Annotated in this window: 10 protein-coding genes; 4 read left to right on the top strand and 6 right to left on the bottom strand. The window is 52.2% G+C overall.

What is annotated here, in order from left to right:
* Positions 1-12: 12 nt before the first annotated feature.
* The 5 genes from GYMC10_RS00560 to speE all read right to left on the bottom strand — a co-directional run bounded on the left by GYMC10_RS00560 (position 13) and on the right by speE (position 4,953).
* Positions 13-882 carry a carbohydrate ABC transporter permease gene (locus GYMC10_RS00560; RefSeq protein WP_009595532.1) on the bottom strand — a complete coding sequence of 290 codons (870 nt, stop codon included), beginning with the start codon at positions 880-882 and terminating at the stop codon, positions 13-15.
* Complete coding sequence (locus GYMC10_RS00555) at positions 882-1,847, bottom strand: ABC transporter permease (RefSeq protein WP_012818363.1); 966 nt, start codon at positions 1,845-1,847, stop codon at positions 882-884. The genes GYMC10_RS00560 and GYMC10_RS00555 overlap by 1 nt, the downstream gene beginning before the upstream one ends.
* Positions 1,848-2,261: 414 nt before the next feature.
* Positions 2,262-2,747, bottom strand: a complete 486-nt coding sequence (locus GYMC10_RS00550) for an SRPBCC family protein (protein WP_012818362.1) — start codon at positions 2,745-2,747, stop codon at positions 2,262-2,264.
* 490 nt (positions 2,748-3,237) lie between these two features.
* Positions 3,238-4,107 (bottom strand): agmatinase, encoded by an 870-nt coding sequence (gene speB / locus GYMC10_RS00540; RefSeq protein ID WP_012818361.1) that lies wholly within the window; start codon positions 4,105-4,107, stop codon positions 3,238-3,240.
* An 18-nt stretch (positions 4,108-4,125) separates the two neighbouring features.
* A complete protein-coding gene (gene speE / locus GYMC10_RS00535) occupies positions 4,126-4,953 on the bottom strand; it encodes a polyamine aminopropyltransferase (protein WP_012818360.1) in 828 nt (275 codons plus the stop codon).
* Between the two features lie 332 nt (positions 4,954-5,285).
* Here speE and GYMC10_RS00530 point away from each other — a divergent pair, with 332 nt between their 5' ends.
* Positions 5,286-7,346 carry a transglycosylase domain-containing protein gene (locus GYMC10_RS00530; RefSeq protein ID WP_012818359.1) on the top strand — a complete coding sequence of 687 codons (2,061 nt, stop codon included), beginning with the start codon at positions 5,286-5,288 and terminating at the stop codon, positions 7,344-7,346.
* Between the two features lie 106 nt (positions 7,347-7,452).
* On the opposite strand, the gene GYMC10_RS00525 is transcribed toward GYMC10_RS00530, so the two are convergent.
* On the bottom strand, positions 7,453-8,331 hold the full coding sequence (locus tag GYMC10_RS00525; protein WP_012818358.1) for a hypothetical protein: 879 nt from the start codon (positions 8,329-8,331) through the stop codon (positions 7,453-7,455).
* A gap of 408 nt (positions 8,332-8,739) precedes the next feature.
* Between GYMC10_RS00525 and GYMC10_RS00520 the strand changes: the two genes are divergently transcribed.
* From GYMC10_RS00520 to GYMC10_RS00510, 3 genes are all read left to right on the top strand, one after another.
* Positions 8,740-9,120, top strand: a complete 381-nt coding sequence (locus GYMC10_RS00520) for an ArsR/SmtB family transcription factor (RefSeq protein ID WP_012818357.1) — start codon at positions 8,740-8,742, stop codon at positions 9,118-9,120.
* Positions 9,121-11,382, top strand: a complete 2,262-nt coding sequence (locus GYMC10_RS00515) for a heavy metal translocating P-type ATPase (protein WP_012818356.1) — start codon at positions 9,121-9,123, stop codon at positions 11,380-11,382.
* Between the two features lie 182 nt (positions 11,383-11,564).
* Positions 11,565-12,734 carry a copper amine oxidase N-terminal domain-containing protein gene (locus tag GYMC10_RS00510; RefSeq protein ID WP_012818355.1) on the top strand — a complete coding sequence of 390 codons (1,170 nt, stop codon included), beginning with the start codon at positions 11,565-11,567 and terminating at the stop codon, positions 12,732-12,734.
* The last annotated feature ends 68 nt before the right edge of the window (positions 12,735-12,802 follow it).

Genomic DNA, 12,802 nt, shown 5'->3' with positions numbered 1-12,802 from the left:
CCTCGTTTTGCTTTATTCCTTTAACGAACCCAGCATGGACCCTTTGACAAAGTATTTTTGCAGATACGGGTATACCAGAATGATCGGAATGGTAGCAAACAGGATTGTTGCCGCTTTCAAGGTTGTCGTGTTGAAATCGTAATCCCCAAGAAACAGATTGACCGCAGCCAGCTCCTCGGGAGACTGGAGGTATGCTCTCAGCTTCATTTGAAGCGGCCATTTCTCCGGATCCCTTATAAACAGCACCGCACGGGAGAAGGTGTTCCAGTATCCGACCGCGTAAAACAGACTGACCGTCGCCATCACAGGTTTGGATAAAGGCAAGTACATGCGGAACAATATGCCGAATTCGCTGCATCCGTCGATTCGCGCCGAATCGTCCAGTTCACTGGGAATGCCCATGAAAAAGGTCCGAATAATGATCATGTTGAACGTGCCAACCAGACCGGGAATGATGAGAGCCCACAAGGAGTTCATCATGCCAAGCTCGCGAACGGTCAAAAAAAACGGGATCATCGGCGCGTTAAAAATCATCGTTAGCACAATGCCGAACATGACTTGTTTACGGATCAGAAATTCCCGTCGTGAAAGCGGGTATGCCGTCATGACCGAAAACAGCATGCTGAGCAGCGTCCCGGCGATCGTAATATATACGGTGATCCCGAAAGATGTCCACAAGCCTTTATTTTTTAATACATGCTCCCAAGATGCGGTTGTAAACTCCACGGGGAGCAAAAATACTTCCTTCGAATCGGCAGCTACCGGGGAGCTGAGCGATACGGCAAGCAGCTGAAGAAGCGGGAACAGCATCGTCACCGCAGCAGCGAACAGAAACACATAATTCAGCGTCTGAAACATTTTTTCTCCGAATGTCGCTTTCATCACCACAACCCCTGATCCGTTTTTCTGGCCAACCGGTTAAAAATCCACAGCAGTATAAACCCAATGACGGACTGGAACAGCCCGATAGCCGTCGTCATGCTGTATTGCCCCTGAAGCACACCCGCACGATAGACGTACGTTTCGATGATATCGCCTACCGAGTACGTCATCGGCGTCAGTAAATTGTAAATCTGATCGAAGCCGAGCTCCAGGAAATTACCGATTTGCAGCAGGAACAGCACCAGAATCGTCGGAAACATCGTGGGCAGCGTAATATAGATCGTTTGTTTCCACCGACTTGCTCCATCCATAACGGCTGCTTCATATAAATTCGGATTGATGCCGGCGATGGCAGCCAAATAAATAATCGTGCCCCAGCCGACTTCCTTCCAGATCGAGGAAAGGACGACAATTCCTCGGAAATACCGTTCCTCCTGCATGAACAGAATGGGTTCGTAGCCGAACCAGTCCCGCACCGCATTCACAACCCCTTGGTTGGATAACAGCTCGAAGACGATCCCGCCGACAACAACCCATGATAAAAAGTGCGGAAGATAGAACATGCTTTGCACGACCCGTTTTGCCAGCATGATGCGGATTTCATTGAACAGCAGAGCCAGCACGATCGGAGCAGGAAAACCAAAAACAAGCTGATAGAAAGCGATCACCGCCGTATTGCGCAGCACGTTGTAGAAATCCTGGTAGGAAAAAATAAATCCAAAATTGTCCAGGCCCACCCACGGACTGCCAAGGATGCCTTTGAAAATCTGATAGTCCTGAAATGCGATGACACTGCCCGCCAGCGGTACATATTTAAACACAATATAATAGAGAATTCCGGGAATGATCATGAGATACAGCATCCAATGCTTGCGGATGTTGGCTATGTACCGGTTACGGGATGTCCCTGGGTGCCGGGCGGTTATCAAATCCTTGCGCTTTATTTCGGGTGACTGGGCTGCCATCGTATTCGTACCTCCTTTTCGTCGATATGGTCGATGTAACGCCAATATTAACGGCTTCCGATAAATCGGCACAATCGTCCAATCCAACACGCAATGAGCAGATCGCCGATTCTTCCCATAACTACGCGTATCGTGTACCCATGAATGGATTTGAAGTCGAACTTGAAATTAGGGAGGAGCAAGCAAACCGAGGGAGGGTAAAAAGGATTTGTTGATGGGATGGAGGATGGGTTTGGTTTCTCCGAAAAGAAAAAACCAGCTACCTGCAGCGATAGAGAAGGTGGCTGGTTCTTCATTCAGATGTTGTTATGAAAAACATATACACACAAACGTGGTCCTGATAAAATCTACAAAACGATTTGTTCATGAAAATGCCTCATCACAATTCGTTTGTTTCGTTATACAGCCGACCGTCTATTGTCCCTCCGTAGATTTGGCGAGATTCTCGAGTGTGGACCTCAAGCCTTCATCGTGATCTTCCTTCCGTACGCCTTCGGGCACATTCTCACACACGATCGTGACTTGGGTGCCTTCCGCAAGCGGCTCCAATGCCCATGTCATCTTCATAAACCCCGCATAATTGGGATCATCAGATTCAAATTCGACCAGCTGCACAACCCTCTCTTCGTTAACAAACTCCAGAAACTTTCCTTCAATGACGTCCGTATTGTCCGAAGACTTACCGGGTGCCGAGTGATCGGTATCGTTATAGGTAAGTATCATTCGATAAGTCCCACCCTCGCGGGCATCAAACGTGTCGACATGGCCTGTCATCCCTTTTGGCGGAAGCCACGAAGCCAGCGCCTCCGGATTCAAGAATGCCTGATAAATCGTAGATGGCGACGCCATAATAACCCTTGATGCCGTGTCGGTTCTCTTCTTGCTTGAAGCATTCGTCATGATGTAACCCTCCTTAATAAATCTGAATCTATCTTAAGTTTACACCATAGGATCGTCGAGGATTTCTTCTCAATTGCTCAGGCAAGCAACCCCGCTACCGCGGGCTTCGATGAGGGGACGCTTGCTTTTTCTACCGCAGCCGAGCGGCAGTGCCAACCTGGCTGATACTTCCGGCCCCGAGCATGCCCATCAGGGCAGACCACGCGAGGAGGCCTCCAATAAGTGCGAAAAAGCAAGCCAACCCCGATAGCCATAGGCTTAGGTAGGGGAGGCTTGCTTTTTCTTCAACTGCCGACGGCGAATAGCCTCGGCTGCAATATGGGCGCTCAAGAGGCCACGAGGGCGTCCCCGCAGGGGAGACCAAGGGTGGCCGGGCACAAGCACCAGCCCCGCTTCGATCCCCACAGCCCCGCTGAACGCCAACGTTGCGGGTGTCCAGAGGGCAGCGCCCTTGGGGCCCTCCCTGGCAGGGAGGGTTTGGGTGGGTGGACTACTTAACGAATCCCAGCAGCATCTCGCGAATCAGCTTCGCAGCCACGATCTGGGTCTGCTCGGTCGGATCGTAGATCGGCGCCACTTCCACGAGATCGCAGCCAACAACGTTCACATCGGAGTTTGCAATCAGATGTACGGCTTCCAGCAGCTCTTTCGACGTGATGCCGCCGGCTTCTGCCGTACCGGTGCCCGGTGCGGCAGACGGATCCAGCACGTCGATGTCGATGGTCACGTAGACCGGACGGTTGCCCATGGAAGGCAATGCTTCCTTCAGCGGAGCGGCTACCTCAAACGGGTAGAAATTGATGTTCTCGCGTCCGTACTGGAACTCCTCGCGGGAGCCGGAACGGATGCCGAACTGATAAATGTTCTTGCCGCCCATAATGCCCGCCGCCTTGCGGACCGGCGTGGAGTGGGACAACGGCTCTCCCTCGTAATGCTCGCGCAGGTCGGCATGGGCATCGATATGGATCAGAATGAGATCAGGATACTTCTCATACACCTTCTGAATAATCGGCCACGATACGAGGTGTTCTCCGCCGAGTCCAATCGGGAACTTCCCGTCGTCCAGCAGCTTGCCTACATAATCGCCGATCACTTCAAGACTGCGACCGGCATTGCCGAAAGGCAGCATCAGATCGCCTGCATCGAAATAAGTGATATCTTCAATGCTCTTATCTAAGTACGGGCTGTACTCCTCCAAGCCAACGGATGCTTGGCGGATACGGGCCGGGCCGAAACGGGAGCCGGGACGGTAGCTAACCGTGAAGTCCATCGGCATACCGTAGATGACGGCCTTGGATCCTTCATAATCCTCGGAGCTCAGAATAAACACGTTGCCGGAATAACCTTGGTCCAGTTTCATCAGTTTATGCGCGCCTCCTTATTTCACCAAGTCTTCTACGAATTTCGGCAGCACGAAGGCGGCTTTATGCAGACGAGGCGAATAATACTTCGTATCCATCTCATCAATCGTGGACTCGTCCACTTCAAGCGGATCGTATGTTTTGCTGCCCATCGTAAAGGTCCACAGACCGCTTGGGTAGGTTGGAATGTTCGCTCCATAGACACGCACGATCGGGAAGATTTCCTTCACGTCTTTGTTGACCTGCTGAATCAGGTCCGCTTTGAACCACGGATTGTCCGTTTGCGCCACGAAAATACCGTCTTCCTTCAGCGCCTCATAGATCCCTTGATAGAATCCGCGCTCAAACAACGGAGCAGCCGGGCCTACAGGCTCGGTGGAGTCCACCATGATGACATCGTATTCGTTCTTATGCTCGATAATGTGCATATATCCATCGTTAACCAGCACTTCAACCTTCGGATCGTCCAGCTTGCCGGCGATCTCAGGCAAGTACTGCTTCGAATATTCGATAACTTTTCCATCAATTTCAACGAGTACGGCCTTCTCTACGCCCGGATGCTTGATCACTTCGCGAATGACGCCACCGTCTCCTCCGCCGACGACAAGAACCTTCTTCGGATTTGGATGCGTGTTCAGCGCGGGGTGAGCGACCATCTCATGATAGACGAATTCATCCTTAATCGTAGTCATAACCATACCGTCCAGCACGAGCATGCGCCCGAATTCCTCGGTATCGATCATATCCAATTGTTGAAACTCCGTCTTCTCATGTACAAAGGTCTCCCGGATTTTAGCCGTAATGCCAAAAGTCGGGGTTTGCTTCTCTGTGTACCATAATTCCATCGTCACTACCTTCTTTCCGCTAGAATAATGTTCAGCCGTCCAGATCCAAGCCGTAAAACTTTATTCGGGGCAGATGCCTTTAGCTTACAGTTTCACACTTTTCCTATTGTACCAAACAAATTAGATTATATTAAATCAAGCCCAAATTGCAACCAAAAGTTCCGGTACATGCGAACGGAAGCAAAAACATCGCCCTTTCCGATGAATATCCTGACCGCTGCAGCCCCATACTGTATAGAAAAAGAAGGCAGCCAAGGAGAATTTGAGCACATCTCCATTTTTGGCGGCACAAAGACCTTGACTCTACAAAAGGACTGGAAGGAGAACATCTGATGCCGGGGCAAAAAAAATCACCCAAGCGCAAACGTCGTTTCGTCCGGCTTGCTACATTTCTGTTCGTACTCCTTGGCATTTCCATCATCGCCGGCGGCATTCTGCTCGCCTATTTATTTATAACGCCGCTGCCGGTCGCGGAAACATCCCGCTACTCCCGTCTGCTCGACAGCCAGGGAGATTTGATCGCCACATTCTCAAGCACGGGACATACATCCGAGCAGGTGAACCTCGCCGACATATCCCCCCTACTGATTCAGGCCACCTTGGCGGTGGAGGACCGAAAATTCTATGATCATCCCGGGTTCGATATGAAGGGCATGGCCAGGGCCGTATTGATCAACCTGCAGCATATGGACCGCAAACAGGGAGCGAGCACGTTGACCCAGCAGCTTGCACGAAACTTATACCTATCTCATGAAAAAACATGGACACGAAAACTCAAGGAGGCCAAATTCACCGCCCAGCTTGAGATGAAATATACGAAAGATCAAATTCTCGAAATGTACCTGAACGAAATTTATTACGGTCACGGCGCTTACGGCATCGAGTCGGCGTCGCTGCTGTATTTCGGCAAATCGGCAAAAAACCTGACCTTGGCCGAAAGCGCAATGCTGGCCGGCATTCCGAAGGGGCCCACGTATTACTCGCCCTACAATCATATGGACAACGCGGTCAAAAGACAGCAGATCGTCCTGAATGCCATGGCAGAGACCGGATTCATCACGGAGGCCGAGGCGGATAAAGCCGCTTCGGCCAAGCTTGCCCTGCTCCCGCAGGACCGGCAGGAGAATAAAGTAATTGCCTCCTACTTCCGGGACTATGTCCGGGGTCTCGTCACCAAGCAGTTGAACATCACGGACCAGCAGCTCGAACAGGGCGGCTTGAACATCTATACAACCCTGGATCCGCGGGCCCAGAAAGCAGCCGAAGAGGCCGTATCCCAGGGCATGGACAGCAAGAGCGAGCTGGAGACGGCGCTCGTATCCATCGACCCGCGAAACGGCCACATCAAAGCTATGGTCGGCGGTAAGAATTACCGCGAGAATCAATACAACCACGCATTGGCCAGAACCAGGCAGCCCGGCTCCTCATTTAAGCCGATTATGTATTTAACGGCCATTGCATCCAAGGAAATGACAAGCACCAGCGTGTTCAACAGCCAGCCTACCCTGTTTCATTACGATAACAATCGCAAAACGTACCAGCCCAGCAACTTCGGCGATAAATATTTAGGCGAAATCCCCATGCGGGAAGCCATTGCTGCCTCGGATAACATCTATGCCGTGAATACCATCATGAAGATCGGCCCGGATAAAGTCGCCGACATGGCGAAAAAGATGGGCATCACGAGTCCGCTGGAGCCTGTCCCTTCGCTGGCCCTGGGCACCTCGCCCGTCAGCCCGCTGGAGATGGCCTCCGCTTACGCCGTCATGGCTAACAGCGGCAAGCGGGTCTCCCCTGTCGCGGTGCTGAGCATCACCGACGCGGCCGGCCGCAGTTTGTATACGGCTCCGGAAGAGGAAGGCGAACAAGTGGTTGAGCCTTCCGCAGCTTACGTGATGACGCGCATGATGGAGGGGGTATTCGAGACCGGCGGAACGGGTAACCGCGTCTCCACCCTGATGAAACGGCCCGTGGCCGGAAAGACGGGCACGACCGACACCGACGCCTGGCTCGTCGGATATACCCCGGAACTGTCGACGGCGGTATGGGTCGGGTATGACAAAGGACGGGAGATCAGCAAAGTCGACGGACGGCGCGCAGCGCCGATTTTTGCGCAGTATACGGAGAAGGCACTGGAGAACGTGCCGCCCAAGATTTTTCCGATCCCGGATGAAGTCGTCAGCGCGTATGTGGATCCGAAGACGGGCAAGCTTGCAGGCGCCGGCTGTCCGGACAAAATGCTGGAGGTTTTCGTCAAAGGGACGGAACCCACGGAGTATTGCGACGAACATGAAGGCGGGGAGTCCGCCAAGAAGGCTAACCCTGCAGATGCTGCCGAGAAACAGGAGGAACGTTCCTGGTGGAAGGATTTCAAACGATGGTGGGTCGAATAAACGGATAGCCCGTCACGTCAAAAAACAGTAGGCTCTTTTTCCGGGCGTTCCCGATAAAGAGCCTGCTGTTTTTCTCTTTTTCACGATTCATTATGTAGATGGCTTCTTATAAAATGCTCATATATTCGATCATGGAGCTGCCCAGAAGCACGATGACGAGCATGACTGCAACGTAGACCAGCAGGATCGCATACAGCGGATCCAGGCCGCCGGCCACTCTTCTCTTGTAGCCGGTCATGACGCATAACGGCACGGTCATCACGGTGCTGATGAACGCTAGAAGGATGATAACCTTGGATATATCGCCATTAAGAAACAGGAACAACAAACTGATCGCATACAACACAAGGTATAGCGGCAGCAATGTGCCGAATCTGGCCATGACTTCTTTCAGCTTCGCAGCCGGGTTAAATGACAGCTTGACTGCAGCGAAGGTAAAGACGTTCAGCAAAAACAAGAAAATCGCAATCCAGACAATAGGCTTCAAGACTAGATCTACAAACGCCCCCTCCGGGAGTCCCTGCAGTTCATGATGAAGCGCTGCGTACAGCGCGAGCGGAAGGAGCACAATATAGAGCAGCATGGATACGATCGCGTTTAGGAACTGGCTGTTGTCCGTTACGGCAGCTGCGCTGAAGGGATGCCTTAGCCCCTTCAGGAAATGGTCCCCATAGAGCTGCCCATACAATTTTAAGCTGGTCCAATAAGGATTCGGCCCCTCTTCCTCTTCGGCATGCTGGCGGCCTGCTGTAGGAAATGAAATATCCGGCGGAGTATACACCGGCAGAGCAGCTTCTCCTTGGCGCACATGAGAAATCTCCCTATTTATGCTTCCGCCTCGCCTGGCGACGCCGTAAATTTCCGACGCAGCAGCTTGCTCCTTCATGGCCGCAAAGACGGGGGAATCCTCGATAATCAGCCTGGCCCCGCATTTCTTGCAATATTTCCCATCTTCCGTTTCATATCGACATATCGGACAAGTCATACTCCGGCCTCCCCTGTTTATACACATCCGCAAATCGAAGGATAGGTATTAGATAATGTACACATTCGAGTCGAAACGATGGCCCGTACAGGATATGATGCAGCGCTTGAGGCGCCTGGGCCGCAGATACTCTTCCTGTGCGAATTTTACATCTTTTTGCTAATAGTATAAGTTGGCGTGAAATGAAATGGAAGGATTTTCTGTGCGGCCGCTGCGCCTAACGCTGGAATTGGTTCATATGATATGACTTGCCGGATCATAACCTGCGCTGTGAAAAGCTTGTGAACAATCAAATATTCGTTTGAATATCATGTGTAAATCGGGTATATTATGACTAACAATCAAATCAACGTTTGAATATATAGAATAAAGAGCACTTATTGCTCCTATTTCAAGGAGGTTGATCTTATGAATGTCCGAACAATGAAAGAGGACGTGGCTCTGGAGCTGTGTGAAACGGAATGTCCTTCAACCGAGAGGGTTGCTTTGTTAAAAGAAACGGTTTCGGATGATGATATGCTCGGCATGGCCGAGATCTTCAAGGCGCTGGCCGACCCGACGCGGGTCAAGGTAGCCTATATGCTGGACCGCGGCGAGTTATGCGTTTGCGACGTGGCTGAAGTTCTCGGAAGCTCCACCGCAACAGCCTCCCATCATTTGCGCACGCTGAAGAACAAGAATATCGCCAAATCGCGCAAGGCGGGTAAGAATGTATACTATTCGCTAAAAGACGACCATATCCGGACTTTGCTTCATATGACGCTGGAGCACCAGAAGGAGAGGGTGTAGATGAGCACGGACAACCATCAGCAATCCAAAACATCTCCTGAAGCAGGTGGCAGCAAACTTGTTGAATACAAGGTCCAGGGCCTCTCGTGCCCGAACTGCACCCGTGAAATGCAGGAGGAGATCCAGAAGCTCGACCATGGAAGCGACGCCCGGCTGAGTTATAACAGCGGAAAGCTGACCCTTTCCCCCCAGGTGAACCTAAACCGGGTAGAAACCATTTTGAAAAGTGATGGCGCCCGTATCGTTCATGCCCCGCAAACAGCCCTTTCGGCTGCCGGCGCTGATGTTCGGCCCGCCTCTTCGTCGCACGCTCATGGTGCGTCAGAAGAACACGACCACGGACAAAGCCATGAACATGGACATGGACACAGCCATGGCAGCGAACGAAAAATGAAGTGGCTGCTGTCCATCTCGGCTGCGTTTTATCTGCTGACTTTTCTATTAGAAGGGAACGCCGCCGAGTCGGTTGTGATCGCATTATATGCAGGTGCCATGATATTGAGCGGGTATACGACGTTTTTGCGCGGACTGCGTAACCTGACCCGCTTCAAATTCAATATGGATACCCTGATGACCGTTGCGCTCGTAGGTGCCGTCATCATCGGGGAGTGGCGGGAAGCCACGCTCGTTGCCATTCTCTTCGGCCTCAATGAGCTGCTGGAAGGCTACGGCATGAACCGTGCCCGCCAATCCATGGAAGCGCTGCTGGCCGCAGCGCCGAAGGAAGCCGAGCTTTGGGTAGACGGCCAAACCAAACGCGTGCCGATCGAGAGCCTCTCTCCCGGAGACGTTGTCCGGGTAAGACCTGGCGAGAAAATTCCTTCGGACGGAGCCATAACCCAGGGAACCGGCGCGGTGAACGAAGCTGCCATAACCGGAGAATCGGTGCCTGTTACGAAACGGGAGGGCGACGCCGTATTTGGCGGCAGCGTAAGTACCGACGGCGTGCTCTATATCGCCATATCGAAGGCTTATCAGGATTCCTCCCTGGCCAAGATCATGCATCTTGTGCAGGAGGCGCAGGACAGCAAGACGCCGACGGAGCTATTCATCGATAAATTTGCTAAATACTATACGCCAGCCATTATGATCATCGCATTGGCTGTTGCGCTGATTCCTCCGTTGCTGCTGAATCAGCCCTGGATGACCTGGGTTTACCAGGGGCTGTCCATTCTCATTGTCGGGTGTCCTTGCTCGCTCGTGCTCTCTTCGCCGATAGCGCTGGTTAGCGGGATGACCCGCGCGGCACGCAACGGCATTCTAATTAAAGGCGGAGTCCATCTGGAGCAGCTCGGACGCCTGGAAGCCGTCGCTTTCGACAAGACGGGAACCCTGACCAAGGGCGAGCCGGCCGTCTACGCGGAAACCGTATATGATGAGGATAAATTTTATGCCGTGGTAGGCGCGCTGGAGCAATCCTCGCTCCATCCGTTGGCCAAAGCCGTCATGAAACATCTGGAGATCAAGCAGCCGCATTGCATGTTTAATGAACCTCAACAGATTACGGTGCTGCCGGGTGAAGGCATTCAGGCTGAAATCGGAGGGAAGCTGTTCTGGGTGGGCAGCGAGGAAGTGCTGAAGCATGTGAGCGGCCCTCAAGATCATATCCGTGCCGTTGAGGATGACATTCGGAGAATGAAGGCCCAGGGGTACACGATCGTTGCCGCCGTAAGCGAGGAGCGCGTATTAGGTCAATTCGGTCTTGCCGATGAGATTAGGCCGGAGACCGCAGCCGTTGTCCGCAAGCTTCACGAGGCTGGAATCACGGATACGGTGATGCTGACGGGCGACCATGAGCAGTCGGCGCAGGCGATCGCGAAACAATCCGGCGTATCGCGGGTGTTCGCAAGCCTGCTGCCGGAACAGAAGGTTGCCAAAATCAAGGAGCTTAGCTCCCGCAAAAAGACCGGCATGGTCGGCGATGGCATTAACGACGCCCCTGCATTGGCCGCTGCCGATCTGGGCATCGCAATGGGAAAAGGAACGGACAGCGCCATCGAAACCGCCGACATCGTATTGATGCAGGATCACCTTGGTAAGCTGCCCGGAGCCATCAAGACGGCAAGACGAGTCAACCGGATTATTAAATGGAACATCGGACTTTCCTTGTCGCTGAAGGCCATCGCTCTGCTGCTAACGATTCCGGGCTGGCTGACCCTATGGATCGCGATCATATCGGACATGGGGGCCACCATTATCGTAACCTTGCTGGGTCTCACCATTCTGCTTGGCAAGGATCAGGAGCTGCAATCAGGACATTGATATAAACCGGAGCTGCGTCCCTTCTGGGCAGCTCCGGTTTTTTAGGTTCGGACGCTCCCTCTCCCCTCAGCTTAGCTTCATCGCATATATCATTTTTTACATGATTTTTTGATTTGATGAAACATTTCCCATTATTTAGTCGTTTATATAGGCGGGAGTGAAAACCAGAAGGAGGAAATACAATGAAATCCGTAAAAATCATCAAACTAGCAGGTACCGCATCCATAGCATTGTCTTTAATGCTTACATCCTCATCGCTCATAACCATTCCTGCCCATGCGGCAGCAGCCTCCACATCGCAGAGCAAGGCAGCCTGGAGCGCGCTCGATGTGAAGCATAAACCTTATACGAACAAAGGCGTCGTGTTCATTCCACTGAAGGAAGTTTCCGAGCAGCTGCAGCTGCAGCTGACGATCCCTGGAAAGAACGAGCTGTACATTAACAGCCCGACCCAGTCTGTTCGCATGATTATTGGAAATTCGCGCGCCGTGAATGCCAAGGGTACCGCTTTGAAGCTCGAGGCGGCTCCGGTTGTGAAGAAAGGCGTGACATATGTTCCCGCCAGCCTGATTACCAAAGGCTTCGGCATTCCGCTGAAGTACGACAGCAAATCCGGACTTCGAACCACCTTTGATTCCTGGTCCCGATACGCTTATGCCTCCAAGGCCAATATGCTGTTCTGGGTGAATCGCGAGACCGGTATGCTGTCCATGGGGAAAGCCGGAACGACGCCAACGAAAGTCGGCATTCTCCCGGTTGAGGATATCGATCAAGTGGGCTTGAACGCACATCGCATCAACAGCAATACCTATGTCGTCGACTTGTCCAATTATTACGGGGAACCCCATATCCATGAAGGAAGATATCGGGTGCTCATTCAAGACAAGAAAATCCTGAAGCTTTCCAAAACCAATCACACCAATTTTGCCGGGATCAACTATCATCCGGACCAACTCAGCTACAAAGGCAATATCGCCATGATGAATGGCAGCACGCTGGAGCTGGTTCATCCGATGGGCAAAACGGTAAAAACCTACGATCTGGCCGCCCTCACCGGTGTTGACGATCATTTTATTGTGGAAGCGATCGAACGGGACTTCCTGCTCGTCCGTCCCTATACGAAGGCAACCCTGTATATCGTTGAACCGACAGGCAAGTCCGCAGAACTTATCTATCCCGAACTTTTGGACGAGGAGAGTATCAAAGCTATTGAAGAGATGCCGCCAAACGAAGTGGGTTTCATCGGAGACGGCCTTACGTATGACGGATATGCCGGCGGCAAGCTGAAGCTTCAATACGAAAATCCGTTTCTTGATATAAAGAAAAAGCTGACCTACGCCCTTCCATTCTAACCGTATCAATCACAAAAAAAGACCGGCGGATTCATTCAAGAATCCTACCGGTCTTTCCTTATGTCCGC

The organism is Paenibacillus sp. Y412MC10, from assembly GCF_000024685.1.
Taxonomy (GTDB): Bacteria; Bacillota; Bacilli; order Paenibacillales; family Paenibacillaceae; genus Paenibacillus_AQ; species Paenibacillus_AQ lautus_A.
Note: the sequence above shows the minus strand (reverse complement) of the source record. Positions and strands in the feature narration are given on the sequence as shown.